Origin of the sequence: Streptomyces sp. NEAU-sy36 (genome assembly GCF_013423905.1) — a bacterium.
Classification (GTDB): Bacteria; Actinomycetota; Actinomycetes; order Streptomycetales; family Streptomycetaceae; genus Streptomyces; species Streptomyces misionensis.
Genome location: NZ_CP058977.1, coordinates 5,258,722 through 5,281,909 on the forward strand (window position 1 = coordinate 5,258,722; position 23,188 = coordinate 5,281,909).

Annotated in this window: 16 protein-coding genes and 3 pseudogenes; 4 read left to right on the forward strand and 15 right to left on the reverse strand. The window is 71.0% G+C overall.

Going from position 1 to position 23,188, the window contains the following annotated elements; genetic code table 11:
- Positions 1-227: 227 nt before the first annotated feature.
- The gene (locus tag HZZ00_RS23195; RefSeq protein ID WP_180328260.1) at positions 228-1,352 is read left to right on the forward strand and encodes a DMT family transporter; all 1,125 of its coding nucleotides are present in this window, start codon (positions 228-230) and stop codon (positions 1,350-1,352) included.
- Here HZZ00_RS23195 and HZZ00_RS23200 read toward each other — a convergent pair.
- A complete protein-coding gene (locus tag HZZ00_RS23200) occupies positions 1,342-2,415 on the reverse strand; it encodes a M23 family metallopeptidase (protein ID WP_180328261.1) in 1,074 nt (357 codons plus the stop codon). The two genes, HZZ00_RS23195 and HZZ00_RS23200, sit on opposite strands and share 11 nt — an antisense overlap.
- 271 nt (positions 2,416-2,686) lie before the next feature.
- Here HZZ00_RS23200 and gndA point away from each other — a divergent pair, with 271 nt between their 5' ends.
- The gene (gndA, locus tag HZZ00_RS23205) at positions 2,687-4,126 is read left to right on the forward strand and encodes an NADP-dependent phosphogluconate dehydrogenase (protein ID WP_180328262.1); all 1,440 of its coding nucleotides are present in this window, start codon (positions 2,687-2,689) and stop codon (positions 4,124-4,126) included.
- 706 nt (positions 4,127-4,832) lie between these two features.
- Here the strand turns inward: gndA and panD are convergent.
- The 6 genes and pseudogenes from panD to HZZ00_RS23230 all read right to left on the reverse strand — a co-directional run bounded on the left by panD (position 4,833) and on the right by HZZ00_RS23230 (position 10,273).
- Positions 4,833-5,273: an aspartate 1-decarboxylase gene (gene panD, locus HZZ00_RS23210; RefSeq protein WP_180328263.1), complete on the reverse strand. Its 441-nt coding sequence runs from the start codon at positions 5,271-5,273 to the stop codon at positions 4,833-4,835.
- 122 nt (positions 5,274-5,395) lie between these two features.
- Positions 5,396-5,569: pseudogene (locus tag HZZ00_RS38735) on the reverse strand (amidohydrolase); the annotation flags it as partial.
- A gap of 113 nt (positions 5,570-5,682) precedes the next feature.
- Entirely contained in the window at positions 5,683-7,044 is a 1,362-nt protein-coding gene (locus tag HZZ00_RS23215) for a GH1 family beta-glucosidase (RefSeq protein WP_180328264.1), read from the reverse strand.
- Between the two features lie 31 nt (positions 7,045-7,075).
- Complete coding sequence (locus HZZ00_RS23220) at positions 7,076-7,957, reverse strand: carbohydrate ABC transporter permease (RefSeq protein WP_180328265.1); 882 nt, start codon at positions 7,955-7,957, stop codon at positions 7,076-7,078.
- Positions 7,950-8,942 carry a carbohydrate ABC transporter permease gene (locus HZZ00_RS23225; RefSeq protein WP_180328266.1) on the reverse strand — a complete coding sequence of 331 codons (993 nt, stop codon included), beginning with the start codon at positions 8,940-8,942 and terminating at the stop codon, positions 7,950-7,952. Before HZZ00_RS23225 ends, HZZ00_RS23220 begins: the two co-directional genes overlap by 8 nt.
- A 14-nt stretch (positions 8,943-8,956) precedes the next feature.
- Positions 8,957-10,273, reverse strand: coding sequence for a sugar ABC transporter substrate-binding protein (locus HZZ00_RS23230; RefSeq protein ID WP_180328267.1), 1,317 nt, complete (start codon positions 10,271-10,273; stop codon positions 8,957-8,959).
- Positions 10,274-10,460: 187 nt separating this feature from the next.
- On the opposite strand from HZZ00_RS23230, the gene HZZ00_RS23235 reads away from it, so the two are divergent.
- Positions 10,461-11,834, forward strand: a complete 1,374-nt coding sequence (locus tag HZZ00_RS23235; protein ID WP_180328268.1) for an ROK family transcriptional regulator — start codon at positions 10,461-10,463, stop codon at positions 11,832-11,834.
- Between the two features lie 8 nt (positions 11,835-11,842).
- On the opposite strand, the gene HZZ00_RS23240 is transcribed toward HZZ00_RS23235, so the two are convergent.
- From HZZ00_RS23240 to HZZ00_RS23260, 5 genes and pseudogenes are all read right to left on the reverse strand, one after another.
- Positions 11,843-12,883 (reverse strand): LacI family DNA-binding transcriptional regulator, encoded by a 1,041-nt coding sequence (locus tag HZZ00_RS23240; protein WP_180328269.1) that lies wholly within the window; start codon positions 12,881-12,883, stop codon positions 11,843-11,845.
- 97 nt (positions 12,884-12,980) lie between these two features.
- Complete coding sequence (locus HZZ00_RS23245; protein ID WP_257585139.1) at positions 12,981-15,440, reverse strand: glycoside hydrolase family 3 C-terminal domain-containing protein; 2,460 nt, start codon at positions 15,438-15,440, stop codon at positions 12,981-12,983.
- Positions 15,441-15,466: 26 nt separating this feature from the next.
- Positions 15,467-17,218, reverse strand: coding sequence for a discoidin domain-containing protein (locus HZZ00_RS23250; RefSeq protein WP_180328270.1), 1,752 nt, complete (start codon positions 17,216-17,218; stop codon positions 15,467-15,469).
- Positions 17,219-17,321: 103 nt separating this feature from the next.
- Positions 17,322-18,416, reverse strand: coding sequence for a DUF1996 domain-containing protein (locus tag HZZ00_RS23255; RefSeq protein ID WP_180328271.1), 1,095 nt, complete (start codon positions 18,414-18,416; stop codon positions 17,322-17,324).
- A 721-nt stretch (positions 18,417-19,137) separates the two neighbouring features.
- A pseudogene (locus tag HZZ00_RS23260) lies at positions 19,138-19,278 on the reverse strand (transposase family protein); the annotation flags it as partial.
- Positions 19,279-19,366: 88 nt separating this feature from the next.
- Here HZZ00_RS23260 and HZZ00_RS23265 point away from each other — a divergent pair.
- Positions 19,367-19,504: a hypothetical protein gene (locus HZZ00_RS23265; RefSeq protein ID WP_180327578.1), complete on the forward strand. Its 138-nt coding sequence runs from the start codon at positions 19,367-19,369 to the stop codon at positions 19,502-19,504.
- Positions 19,505-19,514: 10 nt separating this feature from the next.
- On the opposite strand, the pseudogene HZZ00_RS38740 reads toward HZZ00_RS23265, so the two are convergent.
- The 3 genes and pseudogenes from HZZ00_RS38740 to HZZ00_RS23280 form a co-directional block, all read right to left on the reverse strand.
- Positions 19,515-19,950: pseudogene (locus HZZ00_RS38740) on the reverse strand (4Fe-4S dicluster domain-containing protein); the annotation flags it as partial.
- 203 nt (positions 19,951-20,153) lie between these two features.
- Positions 20,154-21,308, reverse strand: coding sequence for an enolase C-terminal domain-like protein (locus HZZ00_RS23275; protein ID WP_180328272.1), 1,155 nt, complete (start codon positions 21,306-21,308; stop codon positions 20,154-20,156).
- Positions 21,305-23,104: a thiamine pyrophosphate-requiring protein gene (locus tag HZZ00_RS23280; protein ID WP_180328273.1), complete on the reverse strand. Its 1,800-nt coding sequence runs from the start codon at positions 23,102-23,104 to the stop codon at positions 21,305-21,307. Before HZZ00_RS23280 ends, HZZ00_RS23275 begins: the two co-directional genes overlap by 4 nt.
- Positions 23,105-23,188: the final 84 nt, after the last annotated feature.

Consider the following 23,188-nt stretch of genomic DNA (forward strand, 5'->3'; position numbering starts at 1 on the left):
TACCAGGCCCGTTCGCGGCCCGGTCGCGCGGGCTCCCCCTGGGTGAACCCACCCAGGGGATGATCACCGCGCCCTCGTACTCCATCGGCAGTAGGACGCAGTGCGTGCTCAGGGACGACGACAGGGAGAACCCGGGCGGGCAGAGTGTGGACCATGGAAGCCGACCGTACGCAGCGCCGGGCACAGGACCCCCGCCGCACGCAGCCACCGACGAGCGGGAGCGGCCGATGAGCGCCCTCGCGCTGTCCGTGCTGCTGTCGCTCGTGTCCGCCCTCGGCTACGCGGGCGGCGCGATCGTGCAGGAACGGGTCGCGGTCACCTCCTCCGGCAGCACCTACCTGCCGCTGCGCCAGCCCGGTTGGTGGGGCGCGCTGGGGCTCAACGGCCTCGGCGGGCTGCTGCACGTCGTGGCGCTGGCCTTCGGCCCCCTGAGCATCGTCCAGCCGCTCGGCGCGCTGACCATCGTCTTCGCCCTGCCGCTGGCCACCCTCTGCGTGGGCCGCCGGGCCGGCGCGACCGCCTGGCGCGGCGCCGTGATGACCACGGTCGGGCTCGCCGGCCTGCTCTCGCTGGTCGGCTCCTCCGACGACCACGCCCTGGACGCCACCCAGCGGATGGCGGCCGGGGCGGTCACCGGCGGCGCCGTGGTGGCGCTGATGTGCGCGGGCCGGGCCACCCACCGGCACCCGGCGGTGCGCAGCGTGCTGCTCGCCACGGCGTCCGGCACGGCGTTCGGCATGTCCTCGGTGTTCACCAAGTCGGTCGCCGTCGGCTGGGACGACGGGTTCGGCCCCGGTGCCGTGTTCCTGCTGGTGCTGATCGGCGTGTTCTCCGTCGCCGGTGTACTGCTGTCCCAGGCCTCCTACGACGGCGGCGGCCTGGCCGCCCCGCTGGCCACCCTGACCGTCGTCAACCCGGTGCTGGCCGCCGTGGTCGGCATCCTCATGTTCGGCGAGACCTTCCGGCACGGCACCACCGGCACCCTGCTCGCGCTGGGCTGCGGGGTGCTGGCCGCGGGCGGGCTGATCATGTTGACGACGGAGCGGATGGAACGGACCCCGACGCCGCCCGAGGAGCCGGTCGCGGAGCGGGCGCCGCGCGCGGTGCCGCGCCAGCGGGCCGACGGGCAGGACCTGCGGACCGCCGAACAGGACATGGTGGGCGCGCGCGAGCCCGCCCGGGGTGCCCGGCCGCTCACGGAGCCCGCGCTGCGTGAGCTGCTCGTCCCGGCGGCGCCCGACCTCGCGGTGCCGGACGCGGGTGAGGCACTGCCGCCCGGGGACCGTGCCCTGCCGCTGTCGCACCCGTCGCGGTCGGTGCCCGGCAGGCGGCGGTCGCGGGTCAGATCCTGACGCCGTGGTCCCGGAGGTAGGCGAGCGGATCGACGTCCGTGCCGAAGCCGGGTCCGGTGCGCACCTCGAAGTGCAGGTGCGGTCCGGTGACGTTGCCGGTGGCGCCCGAGCGGCCGACGCGCTGTCCCGCGGTGACGTGCTGCCCGACCCGTACGGCGATGGCCGACAGATGGCCGTACTGGGTGTAGTGCCCGTCGGCGTGCCGGATCACCACCTGGTACCCGTAGGGGCCGCCCCAGCCGGCCGCCACCACCCGCCCGGCCGCGGCCGCGTGCACGGCGGTGCCGGTCGGCACCAGGAAGTCGACGCCGGTGTGGTAGCCCTTCGACCAGTGCGACCCCGCGGCGCGGTACCCGGTGCCGATGGAGGCGTGCACCGGGGCGACGAGCGCGTGGGTCCGCGCGGGGGTCTGCGACCGGGCCTTCGGGTGGGCCTTCGAGTCGGCCTTCGGCCGGGCGGAAGGTGAAGTCTCCTTCTTCGAGCGGGGCTTGGCGGTCTTCTCGGGCGCCGCGCGGTGTTCCTCCGGTGCCGTGGCGGGTGACTCGGGCGCCTTGGTGCGCCTCTGTGCTGCCTTGGCGAGCGCGTTCGCGGGCCGCAGGGTGAGCCGCTGGCCCGGCAGGATCAGGTCGGGGTCGGCCCCGATGGTGGCGCGGTTCCCGGCATACAGCGGACGCCAGCCGCCCGGCACGTGCCGGTCCTCGGCGATGCCGGAGAGGGTGTCGCCGCGCACCACCGTGTACATCTCGGTGCGGCCCGCGCGGGACTGCGGGGTGTGCTGCGGCCGTACGTCGTGCGCCGAGGCGTCCAGCGCCCTCCCGGCGACGGCGCCGTGCTCGTCCCCGGCCGGCGAGGCGTGCGGCGCGTCCAGGCCACCGTGGGCGGCCGCACCGGCGACGGCGTCCGCCCCGGCGGTGGTCGGCGTTCCGGCGGCGGTCTGCGTTCCGGCGGCTGTCCCGGCGGCGATCAGCGGGAGGGCGAGGCCCGCGCCGCCCGCCGTCACCGTGAGCGAGGCGCGGTTGATCCTGTTCGGCTGGTTCCGGCGGTGCCGGCCGGGTATGGCCATGTCCGCAGTCCCTTCGGCATGCGTCAGGAGGGGCAAAAGTATGCGCATGAAACACGCCGTGACAAGACACCGAACCGGCCGTATCCCAGTGCCAAGTGGCCGATGCCGTAAGGGTGTTGGCCGGATCACCGGCTGACCGGCGGGGACGGTCGGCGCACCCGGGGCACGGGGGCGGCGGGCCTGATGTGCGCGGGCCCGGGGGGCACGTCAGGATGGGCGGGGACCCCCACCGGCACGGCCGCGGGCACGCGGCGAACAGGGAGCAGGCGGTATGAGCACTTCAGCGCAGATCGGCGTCACCGGCCTCGCGGTCATGGGCCGCAACCTCGCCCGCAACTTCGCGCGCAACGGCTACACGGTCGCGGTGCACAACCGCACGGTGGCGCGGACGCGGGAACTGGTGGAGCGGTTCGGGGACGAGGGGGACTTCGTCGCCGCCGAGACCGCCGAGGAGTTCGTGGCGGCGCTGGAACGCCCGCGCCGACTGGTGATCATGGTCAAGGCCGGTGATCCCACGGACGCGGTGATCAAGGAGTTCGCGCCGCTCCTGGAACCCGGTGACATGATCATCGACGGGGGCAACGCGCACTTCGCGGACACCCGGCGCCGGGAGCGGGAGCTGCGCGAACGGGGCATCCACTTCGTCGGCACCGGCATCTCCGGCGGCGAGGAGGGCGCGCTGCACGGCCCGAGCATCATGCCCGGCGGTTCGAAGGAGTCGTACGAGTCCCTGGGCCCGATGCTGGAGAAGATCGCGGCGAAGGCAGAGGACGGCGCGCCCTGTGTGACGCACGTCGGTCCGGATGGCGCCGGGCACTTCGTGAAGATGGTGCACAACGGCATCGAGTACGCCGACATGCAGCTGATCGGCGAGGCGTACCAGTTGCTGCGGGACGTGGCGGGGTACTCCCCCGCACAGATCGCGGACATCTTCCGTACGTGGAACACCGGCCGGCTGGACTCGTACCTGATCGAGATCACCGCCGAGGTCCTGTCCCACGTGGACGCGGCGACCGGCAAGCCGTTCGTGGACGTGGTGACGGACCAGGCGGAGCAGAAGGGCACCGGCCGCTGGACCGTACAGATCGCGCTCGACCTCGGTGTCCCGGTCTCGGGCATCGCGGAGGCCGTCTTCGCCCGCTCCCTGTCCGGCCACGCCGCCCTGCGGGAGGCCTCCCGGCATCTGGCCGGCCCCAGGCCGAGCGCGCTGGGCGAGCAGGAGGCGGCGGCCTTCGCCGACCGGGTGGAGCAGGCGCTGTACGCCTCCAAGATCGTCTCGTACACCCAGGGCTTCCACGAGATCGCGGCGGGCGGCGAGGAGTACGGCTGGGACATCGACCAGGGTGCCGTGTCCGCCATCTGGCGGGCCGGCTGCATCATCCGCGCGGCGTTCCTCGACCGCATCCGCGCGGCCTACGACGGCCGCCCCGACCTGCCGAGCCTGCTCTCCGACGAGACGTTCGCCCGGGAGATCGCGGCGGCCCAGGACGACTGGCGCGAGGTGCTGGCCACGGCCGTGCGGCAGGGGGTGCCGACGCCCGGGTTCGCCGCGGCCCTCTCCTACTACGACGGCCTGCGCGCCCCTCGGTTGCCCGCCGCCCTCACACAGGGCCAGCGGGACTTCTTCGGGGCGCACACGTACCGGCGGGTGGACCGGGAGGGCACGTTCCACACGCTGTGGGGCGGGGACCGGAGCGAGGTCCAGGCGTAAACGGGCGATCTCCGTGCCCTTGAGGGGGCCGGGCGCCCCCGCCCCCTCACGGGGTGCCCTTGAGGGGGCCGAACGCCTGGTGCTCCGCACCCTGTTGGGGTGCCCCCTGAGGGTGGTGGAGCGCCTGGGTTCCCCGTGTCCTCAGGGATGCGTCAGGTGAGGGGCGGGCCCGGCTCGGGGCTCGGTACGGGCTCCGGTCCGGGCGGGATCGGGGACGGTGAGGGTTCGGGCGGGGTTGGTGGCGTGGGCTGCGGGCCCGGACCGGGCGGCGGTACCGGCGGCTGGGGGCCCGGGCCGGGGGGCGGCGGTGTGGGCTGGGGTCCCGGGCCAGGGGGCGGTGGCGTCGGCTGGGGTCCCGGACCAGGCGCGGGTGGCGTGGGCTGTGGGCCGGGGCCCGGCTCCGGGGGCGGGACCGGGGTGGGGTACGGATCCGGGGCCGGACCCGGCTCAGGGGTCGGGGTCGGCGGGGCGGGGTCGGGGTGCGGGGTTGTCATCAGGTCCTCCGCGCAGTCGCTGCTGTCACTGGACGTCGCCTCTGGACTACTCCCCCGCCTACCCGATCAACGCCCGGCCACTCACCCGAGCGCGCGAGCCCTGCGGCCCGCCGCCGTCCGGTAACAGTCACAGCTCGGTCCCCCGGGCCCGGCCCGACCGGCCCCGGAAACCGACACGGACCCGGCCACCCGGGGGCCTGCACCGACCTGACTCAGGCGGAGACGGCCCCGGTCTCCTGGGCCACCGACTGCGGGGCGCGCAGCTGATCGGAGCCGGGCACCGGCTCGGACGGGTCGGCGCCGAGCGCCACGATCCGGTTGTCGCCGTCGACGTGCACGACCCGGGGCTTGAACTCCCGCGCCTCGGCATCGGTGACCTGCGCATAGCTGATGATGATCACCAGATCACCGGGGTGTACGAGATGGGCGGCCGCCCCGTTGATCCCGATGACACCCGAGCCACGCTTACCCTCGATGACGTAGGTCTCCAACCGGGCGCCGTTGGTGATGTCGACGATGTGCACCAGCTCGCCGGGCAGCAGATCCGCCGCGTCGAGCAACTCCGCGTCGATGGTCACCGATCCCACGTAGTGCAGGTCGGCCTGGGTGACGGTGGCGCGGTGGATCTTGGACTTGAACATTGCACGCAACACGGGGCACTCCCACTACTAGGCTCCCTGCCTGCGTTTTTGCAGGTCAAGGGCTACTTCGACACCCTACAACGAGTCGCATGTCCGGACAGCTCTCCCCAGGTTTTCCAGAACTCATGCTGACCGTCGGGCAGGGGCAGTGAGGCGAAGTGACCGAACTGCCGAGGGTGCTCGGCACGGACCCGGGCCCCGAACTCGCTGACCTCGCGGGTGAGGACGCGAGCCTCCTCGTCGTCCCCGAAGTGCACGCCCGGGGAGGAGACCGACAGGTGGGACCTCTCGATCCCCGAGCGCTCCATGTCGGACTCCCGGCCCCGGTTCCACTGGGCCCTCGGGGACGCCGGGGCCGCGATCGAAGCCGGCCGAGGGCTCCACAGGGCCCGGTTCACCACGGTACGGACAGACCGCCTGTTCAGGCGGTGGGGGCTCCCTGCCGGTGGGCGCGGAGGATCTCCGCGTACCGCCGTCCGCTCGTCTTGACGGTGCGCCGCTGGGTTTCGTAGTCGACGTGGACGAGGCCGAAGCGTTTGTCGTAGCCGTAGGCCCACTCGAAGTTGTCGAGCAGGGACCAGGCGTAGTAGCCGGCGAGCGGGGCGCCCTTGCGCACGGCGCGGGCGCAGGCCGCCAGGTGCTGCTCCAGGTAGCGGGTGCGGCCGGGGTCGTCGACGCTGCCGTCGGGGCGCACGGTGTCGGGGAAGGCGGAGCCGTTCTCGGTGACGTACAGGCGTCGGATGCCGTAGTCCTCGGTGAGCCGCATCAGCAGGCTCTCCAGGCCGTCGGCGTCGATGTGCCAGTCCATGCCGGTGCGCGGGACGTCGGGCAGGCGGAGCTCGCGGGCGTACGGGACCGGCCCCTCCGGGTCGTCGGTGACGGTGACCGGGAAGTAGTAGTTGAGCCCGTGCCAGTCCAGTGGTGTCGAGATCGTCTCCAGGTCGCCCACGCGCTCGGGGAGTTCCACCCCGTACAGCTCGCGCATGTCGGCAGGGAAGCCGCGGCCGTAGACCGGGTCCAGCCACCAGCGGTTGGTGTGGCCGTCCATCCGCGCGGCCGCCGCGATGTCCTCCTCTCCGGTGGAGGCGGCGGCCACGGTGGAGTGGTTGGTGACCAGACCGACCTGTGCTTCCGGGAGGGCCGCCCGGATCGCCTGGGTGGCCAGGCCGTGGGCGAGGAGCAGGTGGTAGGAGGCACGTACGGCCGCCGAAAGGTCGGTGAGGCCGGGAGCCATCCGGCCCTCCAGGTGACCGATCCAGGCCGAGCACAGCGGTTCGTTCAGCGTGGCCCAGTGAGTGACCCGGTCGCCCAGGCGCTCGGCGACGACCGCGGCGTAGCGGGCCAGGTGCTCGGCGGTGGCGCGTTCCGTCCAGCCGCCCCGGTCCTGGAGGGCCTGTGGGAGATCCCAGTGGTACACGGTCACATTGGGGGTGATGCCCACCTCCAGCAGGCTGTCGACCAAGCGGTCGTAGAAGTCGAGGCCCTTGGCGTTGACCGGACCGTCGCCGCCCGGCACCACTCGGGGCCATGCGATGGACAACCGGTAGGCGTTCGCGCCCAGTTCCTTCATCAGGGACACGTCTTCGGGCCAGCGGTGGTAATGGTCGCAAGCGGTGTCGCCGTGGTCGTTGTTGTCGATCTTCCCAGGGGTGTGCGAGAAGGTGTCCCAGATGGACGGCGAGCGGCCGTCCTCGGTGACGGCGCCCTCGATCTGGTAGGCGGAGGTGGCGGTGCCCCAGAGGAAATCACGGGGGAAGGCGGCAAGATCTATCGAGTCGGACACGGGGAACCTTTCGAAGCAGGCAGGAAGGGGGCTACTTGACCGCGCCCGCGGTGAGTCCGGTGACGAGGTAGCGCTGCAGGAGGAGGAAGCCGGCGACCACGGGGACGCTGACGACGAGGGAGGCGGCCATGATCTGGTTCCAGTACACGTCGTTGAGCGTGGAGTAGCCCTGCAGACCCACGGCGAGGGTGCGGGTGTCGTCGTTGGTCATGACGGAGGCGAAGAGCACCTCGCCCCATGCGGTCATGAAGGCGTAGACGGCGACGGCGACGATGCCGGGGACGGCGGCGGGCACCACGACGCGGAACAGTGCACGCAGCGGCCCGCAGCCGTCGACCATGGCGGCTTCGTCCAGGTCGCGGGGCACCGAGTCGAAGTAGCCGATCAGCATCCAGATGGAGAACGGCAGGGTGAAGGTGAGATAGGTCAGGATGAGGCCGCCACGCGAGCCGAACAGAGCGATGCCGGTGGCGTTGCCGATGTTGACGTAGAGCAGGAACAACGGCAGGAGGAAAAGGATGCCGGGGAACATCTGCGTGGACAGCACGGTGACCGTGAAGGCGCGTTTGCCGCGGAAGGAGTAGCGGCTGACCGCGTAGGCCGCGAACACGGCGATCACCACCGAGCCGGCCGTGGCCGCCCCGGCCACGATCAGCGAGTTCACGAAGTACTTCGCGAGCGGGATCGTCGACCAGATGTCGATGTACGGGCGGAACGTCAGCCCGCTGGGCAGCCAGCGGAACTTTCCGGAGACGTCCTGCAGCGGCTTGAGCGAGCTGGAGACCATCACGTACACCGGCACCAGGACGAAGCCGGTGAGCAGGGTGAGGAAGATCCGTTTCGACCAGTGGAAGGAACGCGGCGGGGCCATCGGCGAGCGGGCCTGCCGGGGTGTCCGGACGGTGTCAGACATCGGCCGTCTTCCTTCCTCGGGAGGTCAGCAGCAGGTACACGCCCGTGACCAGGAGCAGGAAGAGCAGCAGCAGGACGGACATGGCCGAGCCGGTGCCGAAGTTCCAGGTGACGAACGACGACTGGTAGATGTGGATCGAGATGAGGTCCGCGGCCTGGGGCGCCGACTTGCCGAACAGCACGTACGGCGTGTTGAAGTCGTTGAACGTCCACAGGAACAGCACCAGGACCAGGACCTGGTTGACCGGTCGCAGCGACGGCAGGGTGATACGGCGGATCTGCTGCCACATCCCGGCGCCGTCGAGGGCGGCGGCCTCGTACAGCTCCTTGGGAATGTTCTGCAGCCCGGCCATGACGACGAGGAAGGCGAACGGCCAGCCCTTCCACACCGAGACGGTGAGCAGGGCGTAGAAGCTGTTGTCGCCGATGAGCCAGAAGGAGGGTTTGCCGGTGAGGTGGAGCTGGTCGTGCAGGACGTGGTTCACCAGGCCGTTGTCGTGCTGGAACATGAACGCCCAGGTGATGACGGCGGCGTAGACGGGCAGGGCGTAGGGGATGAGGAAGATCGTGCGCAGCAGTCCGCGTCCGCGGAAGGTGTCCTGCATGTAGACCGCGGCGGCGGTGCCGATCGCCCAGCACAGGCCGACCGACAGGAGGGTGAAGCCGACGGTGACGAGGAAGGAGTGGAGCAGGGCGGACCCGACGGGGCCGTTGAGGTCCACCGACAGTTTGTAGTTGTCGATGCCGGACCAGGGGGCGGTGCCCCAGTCACGGATGTAGAACTGGGTGAGTTCCTTGAAGCTCATCGCGATGCCGATGACCATCGGCACCAGGTGGACGAGGAGTTCGAGGAGCAGCGCGGGCAGCAGGAGCAGGTAGGGCAGTGCGATGCGTTTGATCCGCCCGGCGCGGCGCGGACCGCGCGCCGCACCGGTGTGGCTCTTGCGCACCGACCGTGTGCCCGTCTCAGGGACCGTGGTCGTCATGGGAGTGTCCGTGCTCACTTCGCCGGCATCTGCTGCTGAGCCTTCTGCAGCTTCGCCTTCACCGAGTCGGTGGTCACCGCACGGCCGTTCGCGGCGTCGGCGAACAGCTCCTTGACCGCGGTGCCGACGGCCGTCTCGAACTGCGATTCGTCGGCGACCTGCGGCAGGGCCTGGGCGCTGGTGGCGAGGGTCTGGCGGAGTACCGCGGTGCCCTGAGAGTTGAACGCCGGGTCCGACTGGGCCGACTTGACCGGCGGGATCGACCCGTACGCCGTGTTGAGGATCTTCTGCTCCTCGTCGCTGGTCATGAACTTCACGAACTTCTCGGCACCGTCGAGGTTGTGCGTGTTCCTGAACACGGCCATGTTGATGCCGGCCACCATCGAGTTGACCTGGGTACCGGTGCCCGGGGCGCCGGACTGGACGGGTGCGGGGGCGACGGCCCAGTCGGAGTCCTTCATACCCAGCGACTTGAAGGTGGCGGAGGCGGTCTGCCACAGGACCATCGCCGTCTTGCCCTTGGCGAAGTCGCTCAGGGACTGGTTCTGGGAGTACTCGGCGTTGCTCGGCGGTATGACCTTGTCCTTGGACATGAGATCGACGAACTGCTTCACCGCGGCGACCGCGCCGGCGTTGGCGAAGTCGGGCTTTCCGTCCGCGGTGAAGAAGTCGGCCCCGTGCTGCTTGGCGAGGACGAAGACCTGGTGGATGTTCTCGGACAGGTTGGAGCCCTCGGTCCCGAGGGCCTGCTTGCCCGTCGCCTGGATCTTCTTGCCGTCGGCGGTCAACTCGGCCCAGGTGGCCGGGGGTTTCGTGATGCCCGCGTCGGCGAAGATCTTCTTGTTGTAGTAGAGGGCATAGGCCATCGAGTACAGCGGTACCGCCGCCGGGTCCTTGCCCTGGGCGCCGGTGGAGCCGAGGGCGGAGTCGACGAAACGGTCCTTGCCCCCGATCTTGGTGAAGTTCGCCGCGTCCCAGGGCAGCAGCGCGCCGGTGGCCTGGAGGGATGCGCTCCAGGTGTTGCCGATGTTGAGCACGTCGGGACCCTGGCCGGAGGTGGTCGCGGTCAGAATCCGGTTCAGCAGGTCCGCCCAGGGCACGACCTCCAGCTTGACCTTGATGCCCGTCTGCTTCTGGAACTTGTCGAGTTCGGGCTGGAGGACCTGCTTGTCCACGGTGATGCTGGCGCCCTGGTTGGAGGCCCAGTACGTGAGTGTCTTGGGCGAGTCGTTGGACCCGCCGCCCGTCGACGACCCGCCTCCGCAGGCCGAGGCCGCGAGGACGAGAGACAGGGTGACGGCGCCTACGGCCGCGGCTCGGGTGCTGTGCATGGCTCCTGATGTCCCTTTCCGGGAGTCGAGAGATGCGGGGGAACCTCCGGACTCGACGGCTGGCCCGTTCGGCCTCCGAAGCCCCTCATGGCTTAACTTAGGCCGTGAGTTAATACTTATGACAAGGATGCGTCAAGGGATCCGGCGCGGTACCTCGCCCGACACCGCCGGTGAAGAAGGAGGCCATGTGTCAACGCGCAGCGGTCGCACGGTTCGTGACCTGCGGCGGGAGAACCGGTCGGCCGTTTTGCAACGGTTGTATTTCGACGGACCGATGAGCCGTTACTCGCTCGGCCCGGCGACCGGTCTGAGCTCCGGAGGGGTCAGCAATGTGGTGGCCGAGCTGATCGCGGACGGTCTGGTCGAGGAGGCCGGCAGCGTCGACAACCAGCGCGGTCGTCCGCGCATCCTGGTGCGCATCGTGCCCGGCGGCGGCCACCTGATCGGCGTGGACGTCGGCGAGACCCGGGTGCGGGTGGAGCTGTTCGACCTCTCCCTGACCGAACTCGCCCACACAGACCTGTCGTTGGCGCGCGGAAAGGGGCGGGCATACGATGTCGGTGTCGTCGTCGGACGCATCCACGACGGGATAACCGAGGTGTTGGAGACGTCCGGTGTCGACGCCGGGGGCCTGCTCGGCATCGGCATCGGAGTGCCCGGCATCGTCGACGCCACCACCGAAGGCGGCGCGGTGGTGCACGGCCAGACCATCGGCTGGGACGCCGTACCGCTGGAGCGCCTGCTGCGCGACACCGGCCGGCTGCCGCAGCAGGTGCCCTACTTCATCGACAACGGCGCCAAGACGCTGGGCCAGGCCGAGATGTGGTTCGGCGCCGGGCGCGGTGCCCGATCCGCCGTGGTGGTGCTCTTCGGCTCCGGCGTGGGGGCGTGCGTGGTCACCGACGACGTGGCGCAGGGCCGGGCCGTCGAATGGGGTCATCTCACGGTCCAGGTGCGGGGACGGCGCTGCCGCTGCGGCGCGCTCGGGTGTCTGGAGGCCTACGCGGGCGCCGAGGCCCTCCTCGCCCGCTGGTGGGAGGCGGGCGGCCCACCGTCGGCCGGTGCCGACGAGGAGACGGCGCTCACGGACATGCTCGCGGCGGCCTATCCGGACGGTACGGCACCACCCGACCAAGTGGCCGCGGCTGTACTGGCCGAGACCGCCGAGTACCTGGGCGCGGGCCTGTCCGACCTGATCAACCTCTTTCAGCCCGAACGGATCCTCGTCGGGGGCTGGGCCGGACTGCAGCTGGGCCCGCGGTTCCTCGATTCGGTGCGCACGCACGCCTTCGCCCACGCCCTGCGCCATCCCGCCTCACGCGTCAGCATCGAGCTCGGCCGGCTCGGACCGGACGCGGTGACCGTGGGGGCCGCCACCCTGCCGCTCGCCGACTTCTTCGCCAACGGCGGCCGCCGCCCGCCCACGTCGGCGGAACCGGCCCCGCAACCGCCGTGGGGTCCGGGCATGGACGGACGGCTGGCGCGGGAGGCGCTCCCGCGGGACAGGCAGGACCGGCCCGGACGTTGTCCATCGGGCCGCAGCGGACGGTCAGCGATGTAGAGGTCCGGTTACGCGGTTTCGCGCACGATCAGTTCCGGATCGAAGACGACGCAGGTCGGTTCGACGCGCTCCCCTCTGATGTGTTCGTCGAGGATACGGGCCATCTCTGCGGCCATCTGCTCGACAGGCTGCCGGATCGTGGTCAGTGGGGGGCGGCAGGACAGGGCGATGCCGGAGTCGTCGAAACCAATGACCGCGACGTCGTCGGGCACCCGCCTGCCTCGCTCGCGGAGCAGCTGGCATACGCCTTGGGCCATGAGGTCGTTGGCCGCGAAAACGCCGTCCACCTCCGGGTATTCGTCGAGCAGCCGCCCCATGGCCGCGATGCCGCTGTCGAGGGTGAAGCCGCCTTCGGCGACGGGCACATACGGATGGCCGTTACGGGCCATGAGGTCGCGGAAACCGGCGAGCCGCTCCTGGCTCGCGGTCACGGCGAGCGGTCCGGCCACGCTGGCCGGCCTGCGGCAGCCGCGAGCCAGCAGATGCTCCGCCGCGAGCCGTCCGCCGTCACGGTGGTCCAGGTCCACATAGCTCAGCGCGACCGGACGGGCCGGCCTGGCGAACAGCACGGCCGGCAGGTTCGCTCCGGCCAGCAGCGCCGGCAGCGGGTCGTCGGCGTGCGTGGAGACGACGAGCGCGCCGTCTGCCCGGCCCTGCCGCAGGTAGGTCAGCACCTCGTGCCGGTCCTCGGCCGACTCGGCGAACATCAGCACCGGATAAATGGAGCGCGGGCGCAGGAATCCGACGACTCCCGAGACCACCCGTCCGAAGAAGGGGTCGGCGAAGACCCTGGCGGCGAAGGCCTCCTGGGTGTCCTGTGGCGGGTCACCGGCTCCGGACACCACGAGCGCGATGGTCTCGGCGCGCCGGGTCACCAGCGCGCGGGCGGCCCGGTTGGGTGCGTAGCCGGTCCGTTCGATGGCCCGGCGCACCAGTTGCTGGATCGTCGGGTCCACGTTGCGGATGCCGTTGACGACGCGGGAGACGGTCGCCCGGGACACGCCTGCCTCCCGGGCGACGTCTTCCAGCGTCGGGGCCTGTCTGCTCATGTCGGCACCCTAACGGGAGGCCGACGACACCGTATAGAGCGCTCTCCCTCCTCCGGCCGGCACGCTGCCCTGGATGCCGGGTCACGGTATGCGCCACTCAATCACGGGGTCGCACGTCCACCTCCAGCCCCAGGGGCAGGTCTCCCGCCGAGCGGCCCGCGAGCACCCGGCACGGCCCAGGCTCGGTACGCCAGCGGCCTGCCCGCTCGTCCCAGTGGCGCAGGAGCCTGGCAGGCACGGACACCTCCGCCGTCACCGTCTCTCCCGGGCCGGCCTGGACCGCCGCGTACCCCGCGAGCCACCGCTCGGGATACTCCAGGGCGGCGCCGGGCCGGGCCAGATAGACCTGGGCGACCTCTCGGCCGGCGCGCGCGCCGGTGTTGCGCAGCCGGAGGCGCACGGTGAACGGCTCGCCCGCCCGGACAGTGGACGGCCCGGTCAGTTCCTCGTAGGCCCAGGTCGTGTAGCCCAGCCCGTGTCCGAACCAGTAGGCCGGCGGCCGCCGTGCCCGCAGCCACCCGCGGTAGCCGACGTGCAGGCCCTCGGCGTAGTCGAGGTGCCCGTCCAGAGGCCGGGTGCCGGTGACGGGGGCGTCGTCGAGGACGGCCGGCCAGGTCGTGGGGAGCCGCCCGCCGGGCTCGGTCCGGCCGAACAGCACGTCGGCCAGGGCTTCTCCGCCTTCCTGGCCGGGGAACCAGGCCAGCAGCAGCGCACCGGCCTCGTTCCGCCAGGGCATCTCGACGGGACCGCCGCTGTTGACGATCACGACCGTGCGCGGATTGGCGGCGATCACCGCGCGGACCAGGGCGTCCTGCGCGCCATCCAGTGCGATCCGCAACCGGTCGCGGCCCTCGCACTCGTCGTGCTCGGTGGTACCGACGACGACGATCGCCGCGTCCGCCTCGCGTGCGGCCCGGGCGGCCGCTTCGAGCGCCGCCGTCTCCTCCGGGGCGGGCGGCCCCGCGCTGACGACCAAGGCCCTTCCCGTGCCCGGTGCGAGGTGACGGCGGACCACGAGGAGCGGGGCGGTACCCGCGCTCAGGTGGGCGGTGGTGCTGTGGACCGGAGGGGTGACGTGGATCAGGGCGGGGTCGTCGGAGTCCCTGGCGAAGTCGCCCTCCAGGACTTCCCCGCCGTCGAGCCGCAAGCTGATCCGTCCGAATCCGGCGACCCCCAGGGTCCAGGCGCCTGTCTGCCGCGGGTGCAGGCGGGCGCTGATCTCCACCGTGTGCGCTCCGGGCGGCAGGGGTGGTTCCAACTGCCGTCCGGTGCAGCGGCGTTCCGCGTACAGTTCCTCCCCGTCGGCGTCGAGGACGCGCAGCCGTACGCCCGGTGCCCCCGATGCCGGATCGGTGCACAGGCTCGTGTCCAGCGGGGTGCTCGGTCCGCTGGGGGCGGGGCCCGGCACGTGCACCACCTTCGCTCGGCCCCGCAGGCGGGCCCGGACACCCTCCAGGACGCTGGTCTCGGCCTGGGGGAACACTCCCGCACTCCCGCCGCCCTGCGTGCGGGTGCGGGCGGCGTGCGCTCCGATGACCGCCACCGTGTTCAGGCCGTCGGCGTCCAGCGGCAGGACATCGTGGTTGGTGAGCAAGACGGTACCGGCGGCGGCTGCGCGCCGTACCAGTGCCCGCGCCGCGTCCGAGGGCAGGCCCGGGCGCGGCGCGGGCAGGGGCCGGCCCAGCGCGCCGAGCCAGTCGGCCTGCTTCAGCAGACGCCGCACCTTGTCGTCCACGACGTGCTGCGCGAGGTGTCCCTCCTCCACCGCGCGCACCAGCGCCTGACCCCACGGACCGTCGGGTCCGGGCATCACAAGGTCCAGCGCGGCACGCGCGGTGTCCAGGGTGGTGCGTGCCGCTCCCCAGTCGGAGACGACGACGCCGTCGAAACCCCACTCGGTCCGCAGCGGATCGGACAGCAGGGGGCTGGCGGTCATGGTGGAGCCGTCGACCGCGTTGTAGCCGGCCATGACGAACCGGACGCCGGCCGCCACGGCCGCTTCGAACGGAGCGAGGTACACCTCGCGCAGCGCCCGCTCGCCGACCCGCACGTCAACGGCCAGCCGGTCGGTCTCGGAGTCGTTGGCCACGTAGTGCTTGGCCGTGGCCGCCACGCCGTGCGCCTGGATACCGCGCACCAGCGCCGCCCCGATCCTGCCGGTCAGCTCGGGATCCTCCGAGAAGCACTCGAAGTGTCGGCCGCCGAGCGGGCTGCGGTGCAGGTTGAGGTTGGGCGCGAGGACCACGTGCACGCCCTTGCGCCGTGCCTCCAGGGCGAGGAGAGAGCCGAGTCGCTCGACGAGCGGCTCGTCCCAGGTGGCGGCGAGCGCGGTCGCCGAGGGCAGCAGAACGGCGGTGCTCCGCTCGTCCCACGACGGCCCGCGCACGCCGGCCGGTCCGTCCGACATCACCCACGGCCGCAGCTCGATGGCCCGCTCCCCCACCGTGCGCCAGGTGTCGGCGCCGGTGAGCAGCCTGACCTTCGCCTCCAGCGTGAGCTTGCCGATCAGCCGGTCGAGCTCGTCCGCGTCGTGCATCCCCGCCCCCTCGTCGTCCATCCCCGCCCCCGGATCGTGCCGTGCCTTCAGTTGTAGATGCCGAACTCGTACAGCGAGTAGCCGTAACCGGTGCCGCGTGCCGTGCCGTTGACGCGGACGTAACGGCCGGTTGCGCTGACGTCGAAGTCGTCGACGCCGCCGTTTCCGTCGGTCACCGTGTGCACGGTCTGCCAGTTCTGGCCGTCGTCGGAGGTCTGGATGGTGTAGGCCTTGGCGTAGGAGGCCTCCCACACCAGTTGCACATGTTTGAACGAGGTCCGCGCGCCCAGGTCGACCTGGAGCCACTGCGGGTCGCTCCAGTCGCCGGCCCAGCGGGTGCCGAGGTTGCCGTCCACCGCGTTCGCCGCGGTGCACGGGCAGTCGCCGTAGCTGCCCTGGAAGGACGAGGCCGTGGCAGGCTTGCCGAGCGCGATGTTCGTACCGTTCACCGCGGGCGGCACCACCTTGATCGAGCGGGTCTCCACACCGACGTTGCCGTGGCCGTCGCTCGCCTTGACGTAGACCTTCCAGACACCGGGCCGGTCGGGTGCGGTGACCTTCAGCCGGCCGCCGCCCAGGTTGGTGGAGGGCAGGCTGGTGAGCTGCTTGCTGCCGTCGATGTAGTTGCTGTTGTCCAGGACCTCGTAGCCGATGGGATCGCCGTCGGGATCGGAGGCCCGCACGTCCAGGGTCAGGTCGCGGCCGGCCTGCACATCGCCGGCGCCGCCCTCGACGCTCAGATCGGAGATGACGGGCGGGGTGTCGTCGTGCGAGGTGTCCCCTCCGTAGGCGCGCTTGACCGCGTAGTACGACAGCCTGCGCTGGCCGGCGGGCAGCAGGTTGAACCAGATGCCGCCGAAGTCGTACTCCGTGCCGTAGTGGAACATCGTCGCGCCCAGGGCCACCCCCTTGTGCCCGGTGATGCAGCCCCAGGCCCTGGTGTAGCCCGCGGCCTTGGCCTGGTCCGTGGGCTCCTGGGGCACGCCGTTGGCGTCGTCGGGCACCTCCCACTCTCCTGCGGGGCCGGTCTCGGTGACGATGTACGGCTTGGTGTAGCCGCCCTGCTCCCAGGCGGATCTGACGTCGCAGACGGCGTTGTAGGAGTTGACGGCGTACAGGTCGAGGTCGGGCGCGTTCTTCTTGAAGTACGGCCAGGCGCCGACCCAGGCGTCGGTCGAGGTCACCGGATGGTTCGGGTCGATACTGTGGATCTTCTTGGTGATGTCGTTGACCAGGGTGGTGTAGGCGTTGCGTTGTCTTTCCAGCTCGTCGCCGCTGTAACAGTTCTGCAGACCGAGCACCGACTCGTTGCCGACATCCCACATGAGGACACCCGGGTTGTCCTTGTAGGTCTGCACCCACTTCGGGAACTCGTCGAGCACCTGGTTCTTGTACGTCGTGTCGGTGACGTAGTTGACGCATCCGCCGGCCCCGGGGCCGCCGCCGGGCTGGAGCCAGAAACCGGCGATGACCTTGATGCCGTGGGCGGCGGCGGAGTCGAAGAGCGGCTTGCTGGAGGCGTCGGTGCCCCAGGTGCGGATGGTGTTGACGCCCATGGACTGCAGGTCGGGCAGGTACTTGTCCGCGTCGGAGACGGCCGGGCCCCAGGTCAGGCCCTTGATCTGGTACGGCTGTCCATCCACGGTCAGCTGCCAGTTGCCCTGCGTGCCGGTCACTCTGACGACGCTTCCGGCGGCGTGTGCCGCGGTCGCGGGCAGGGCGGCGAGAGCGGTGACGGTCAGGACGCCGGCGGTCAGGGGAGCCAGGAGTCCGCGTGTGCGGGTGCGGTATCGGGACATGGTGTCCTCTTCTGGTGTGGGGTGGGGAGGTGGGCGGCCCGGCCGCGGCGGGGCAGGTGAGCGACCGGGCCGCCCGGATCCGGAGACGGGTGGAGCGCCGCGTTCAGGGCAGCTTGTAGTCGGCGCCGAGCGCCGCGCCCGCCTCGGGGTGGGTCTGGTCGTAGCCGCGTGCGTCGCACTGCAGGCCGCCGACGATGCAGTGGTCCACCAGTGCCTTGAGCGTGGCGTCGTCCCAGGCGCTGAAGAAGTCGTAGTGGAAGGAGTAGCTCGGTCCGCTCGCCAGTCTCAGCTGGGAGAGGTCCCCGTTGACCGGGAAGGCCATCTTGAACTCGATCATGGGTACCGCCACCGGATGGTCGGCGGGGCAGACGTTGTCGTTGGTGCCGGCTTTGACCACCGGGTAGGCCATGTGGCTCTTGTGGTCGGGGGTGTCGAGGTACTTGCCGTCCCAGCAGCTCGGCGCCTGGAAGCGGATGTTGAGCTGGACGTCGGCCCGGTCGGGGCAGTCGGTCGGGAAGTCGACGTTGAAGTAGCTGTCGCCGCACTCCCAGCCCTCGACGAAGCCGGGGTGGTGGCGGAACTCGTCGGCGCTCTGCATCGGGCTGCCCACGACGAACCTCAGCCCTTTGGGGAAGGGCCGGACGCTGGTGTAGTCGGTGACGCCGGACTTGTAGTAGATCGTCTGAGGGCCGACGGGAAGCACCTTCTGGTCGCCGTCGAACAGGGTGGGCATCCAGTAACCCGACTTGTCCCCGGGCGCCTTGCAGGTGGTGGTTCCCGCGTCCAGGGAGGCGGTGGTGCTGTCCGCGTTCGTCGAGGTGTTGCCCATGAAGGTGTGGTCATGGGACTTGCCCGGCTGCTGCGGGTAGACGATCGGGTCGTCCGGAGCGGTGTGCGACACCGAGCAGTTGGCCTGGAACTCGTGGAAGTAGCGGTGCGGCGGATCCTGCGTGGAAGGGGTCACGCCGGTGACCGGTGGGCTCGCCGGAATGTAACCGTCGCCGTCCGGGTCCTCCGGCGACGATGCGGTCGACACCGCCATGGTGTGCCCCTCGTGGACGGCCATGGAAGTCGCAGCGGCTTCCGTGCCGTGTGTGGCTGCGCCGGCGCTCGCGGCGACGCCACCCAGGCCGACAGAGGTCAACAGCAGTGCGCCTGCGATCAGTCCGCCTGAGAGGATCTTCGATCTCCGTGGCATGGAGACCTCCTGAAGATGGGGGAAGGGGAGGTCGTGCGGTGATGAAGTCGGGAGAGCGCTCTCCCATGCCCCGGAGTGTCGACGCGGTCACGCCTGAGTGTCAAGAGGGTCGGTGGGCCCGGGAGGGGTCCCCTTCAGCCTGGTGATCTCACAGCAACGACCCGGCACGAGAGGCGTGTTGAGCGTCGACCCCCGGTGTGCGGCCGGAACCAGGTAGAGCTGACGACACATGAACGGGAACCCCGCGGAGTTCCGTCCGCGGCCTGGTCGTTGAGTCAACCTGGATGAGGCGTTCCCGGCGAGAGAGCGCTCCCCCTCCCCACTTACGTTCATCTCTTGAACCTGGAGGGCCTCCCCCATGCCCCCTGCATCCTCCGAGCTCCGATCCACGCGCCGCCCCTTGCTCGGCGCAGTCGCCGCAGCCGCGGGGCCGGCCCCGTGCCTGCCGAGCCTGGTGACGCCGGCTTCCGGCGTCGGTCGCGGTCGGGTCGGGCCGGCAATCGCGTAGGACCGGGTCGGGGCGGGTGGCCGCGTGCGGGTAGGTGATCATGGTGCGTTGCGGGACGGCCTGGATGGGCGAGGCCCCGTAGGACTGGGCGTGGGCGGCGGTGGCCTGCTCGGTGCCAGCCCGAGCTTCAAGGGCGTGTGTGCGACGTAGAGCCGCCGTCCGCGATCACCGTCGTCCTGCCGACGGCGGCGACGACTGCTCGGCGATGGTGTGGGCAAGCGACGGTCCGAGGTGGTCGATGATGCGGTCGGCGGCCGATTTCGACACCCCGAACAGCGGTGCCGGCTGCCGCGGGGTGAGGTTCGTGCGTCAGTATGCGGCGAGCAGCAGCACTCGGTCGTCCAGCGGCAGGCTCCGGTCTCCGGAGGCTGCATCGTTTCGCGGGTCGGTGCGGTGCCGGGGAGCCGGCCGAGGGTACCCGGAGGTGCAGCGGAGGAAGGCGATGGCAGTGAACGTCGAATACGGAAAGATCCTTTACCTGGCGGCCGGGGTGGAAGACCTCTTCCCGTGGTTCGCGGTGATGTTCGGGATTCTGGCCGTGACCCTCGTGGCCATGCTGCTGAAGACCAGGCACCACTGATCCACGGCAGCATGCCCGCCACGAGCTTGACGACCTGGGCGAGGCCCGGTGTGTGGGTGGCGAGGTTGACGGCGCCGGGGACGTGGGAGGCGATCCTGGCCGCCTGGTCGGTGAAGCCGAAGGCGTAGGCGTAGCGGCGACTAGGGGAATTCGAACTTGTAGGTGGGCATGTCCATGTTGACGGGGCAGTCGTTGGTGCAGCCCTTGCAGGCCAGGCACAGGTCGAGGGCGTCGTACACCTCCTCGGACTGCCAGCCGCCGGTGATCACTTCGCCGTTCAGCATCTCGAACAGCAGACGGGCCCGGCCGCGGGTGGTGTGCTTCTCCTCGCGGGTGACCTGGTAGCTGGGGCACATCGTCGTCTCGGCCCGCGGGACGCGGCACTTGCCGATGCCGACGCAGCGAAGGGTGGCGTGGGCCAAGTCGCCGCCGTCCTGTTCGCAGGCGAGGCTTACAGGCCCAACGAGGCGGCGTCGAAGCGCACTTCGCCCTCGACGCCCTTGCGCAGGGCCGCTCCAGCTTGCCGACGTCGAGTGTCCGACGGGCCCGGGGCGCTCCGGGGATCCGCGGGTGGGTCTTGGCCGGGATCCCACGGGTCGCCCGGTGGGGTGGCTTCGCCATAGGTGTCAACTTTCCCTCGCCGGCCCGGTCAGGTGGGCTGACGTCCGTAGACGCGGTACCGCTCGGCGTCGGGCCACTTGACCTCCAGGCCGAGGCCGGGCCGCGAGGTGTCCGGGCGCAGGGCACCGCCGTCGGGCGACAGCGTGCCGTCGAACAGCAGGTCCTCGCACCGCACGTGGTCGTGGAAGTACTCCAGGTGCCGCAGCCGGCGCACGGCGCAGAAGGCGTGGGCCGAGACGGCGGGGGCGCAGTGGGCGGACAGGTCCAGGTGGTGGGCGGCCGCGAGGCCGGCCGTCTCCAGTACGCCGGTGATGCCTCCGCACCGGGTGACGTCGGCCTGGAGGCAGTCCACGGCCGGGCCTTCGACGAGGTTGACGAAGTCCTGCGTGGTGTAGGCGTACTCCCCGGCCGCGATCTCCAGCAGGTCCGGGCCCCGCTCGCAGAGCAGGCGCAGTCCCTCCAGGTCCGCGGAGCTGACCGGCTCCTCGAACCACCGCACGTCCCACTCCTCGTGGAACCTGCGCGCCCAGTACGACGCCTGCTTGCGGCCCAGCGCCCCGTTGGCGTCGGTGAGGATCTCCGGGTCGTCTCCGATGGCCTTGCGGACCGCCGCCAGGCGTTGCGGATCGTCTTCGGGGTGCCGGGAGGTCTTCAGCTTCACGCGCGGGATGCCCTGTTCCACCCATCCTGTGAGCTGGCCGGCGAGGCGGTCCAGGGGGTAGTTCGTGAAGCCGCCGCTGCCGTACACCGGGACCCGGTCGTGGTACGCCGGGAGCAACCGGACCAGCGGCAGGCCGAGGAGCCTGGCCTTGAGGTCCCACAGCGCCACGTCCACCGCGGAGAGGGCCATCGCGCCGACGCCGGGGCGGCCGGCGTTGCGGATCCGCCGCCCCATCAGCTGCCACAGGGCCGGGGGCGCCGTGGCGGGCTGTCCGTTGATCACCTGCGTGAGTACGGAGTCGACGAACGAGGCGACCGAGACGTCCCCGTAGGTGTAACCGAGGCCCGTTCGGCCGCCGGCGTGCACCCGGACCAGGACCATGGTGGTGGAGTCCCATTCCAGGGTGCCGTCCTGCTCCTTGCCGTCCGGGCCGTCGGTCGGCACCTCGAACGCGTGCACGTCCACCGCGTCGATGCGGCATTCCAGCCGCTCCCGCCCGGCACCGGTCTCCGCGCCGCTCACGAATGCCGTCCCGGCAGGTGCCCGGCGACCTCGGTGTGCTTCTGGCGTACGCCCTTGGCGGCGATGCCCGCCCGCTCCGGGTCGCGAACGGCCGCCTTGGCGGCCTTCTTGCCCTGAGCGAGCATGATGTGCGGCGGGACGGGCGCGATCTCCTGGTCGACCTTGAACTCCAGCACCACCGGTACGTCCGAGGCCAGTGCCTCGTCCCACGCCTTGCCGACCTTCTTCGGCTTGTCGCAGTAGATGCCCTTCAGGCCGAGCATCTCGGCGTACTTGGCGTACGGCACGTCGGGGATGTACTGCGAGCCCGGGAACTTCGGATCGCCGGCCATGGCACGCTGCTCCCAGGTGACCTGGTTGAGGTCCTGGTTGTTGAAGACGCAGAAGACGAACGGCGCCGGACCGGAGAGCCGGTCCAGATACCGCTTGACCGTGATCATCTCGGCCATGCCGTTCATCTGGAACGCCCCGTCGCCGACGAACGCGATCACCGGCCGGTCCGGGTAGGCGAAGCGCGCGGCGATCGCGTACGGCGTCCCGGGGCCCATCGTCGCGAGCGTCCCGGACAGCGACGCCCGCACGCCCTGGCGCAGTTTCAGATGCCGCGCCCACCAGTTGGTGCCCGAGCCCGAGTCCGCCGTCAGGATGCACCCGTCGGGCAGGCGCGGCGACAGCTCGGCGGCGACCGACTGCGGATTGACGGTCCCGCCGAAGTGCCGGCCGGCCCGCTTGTCGCAGATCGCGTTCCACTCCCGGACGTCCTTCTCGATCCGCTCGCGCCAGGTACGGTCCTCCTTGCGGCGCAGCAGCGGGATCAGCGCCTTGAGGGTCTCCCTGGAGTCGCCGACGAGATGGGCCTCCATGGGATAGCGGATGCCGATCATCCGGCCGTCGATGTCGATCTCGACACCGCGCGCCTGCCCCTCGTCCGGCAACCACTCCGCGTACGGGAAGCTCGTGCCGACCATGAGCAGGGTGTCGCAGTTCCGGATCATGTCGTCGCTGGCCTTGCTGCCGAGCAGGCCGATCGGACCGGTCACGAACGGCAGGTCGTCCGGCAGCACCTCACGGCCCAGCAGCGCCTTGGCCACCCCGGCACCCAGCAACTCCGCCGTCTCGACCAGCTCGCTCTCCGCGTGCGCCGCGCCCTGGCCGACGATCATGGCGACCTTCGTCCCGGCGTTGAGGACGTCCGCCGCCCTGCGCAGTTCGTCCGGGTCGGGCAGCAGGCGCGGGCGGCTCCAGCCGACGCTGGAGAACACCGACCCGTGCGTCCTCGGCGGCGACGGCTGGGCGTCCTCCTCCTGCACATCGCTCGGGATGATGACCGTCGCCACGGACCGCATGGTGAGGGCGGTCTTGAAGGCCCGGTCGACGACGTGCCGGGCCTGCCCCGGGTGGGTGATCATCTGGCAGAAGTCGGAGACGTCCGCGAAGAGCTGCGCGAGCGGGATCTCCTGCTGGTAGTGCGCCCCGAGGGAGAGCCGTTTCTGCTGACCGACGACGGCGACCACCGGCTGGTGGTCCAGCTTCGCGTCGTACAGCCCGTTGAGCAGGTGCACGGCGCCGGGCCCCGAGGTCGCCGCGCAGCAGCCCACCTCGCCGGTGAACTTGGCGTGCGCGCAGGCCATGAAGGCGGCCATCTCCTCGTGCCGCGTCTGGATGAACTCCGGTTCCCCTTTCGCCCGGTCGAAGGCACCGAGCAGCCCGTTGATCCCGTCGCCGGGATAGCCGTACACCCGCTTGATCCCCCATTCCCGCAAGCGTTGCAGTACGTAGTCGGCCACCAGCGTCATGACGTGCTCCCTCGGATGCGCACCTGTGCCGTCCGCACGAGGTGACCTGTGGCGGCGTCGCGTAAACGACCGGCGGTCGGGCTC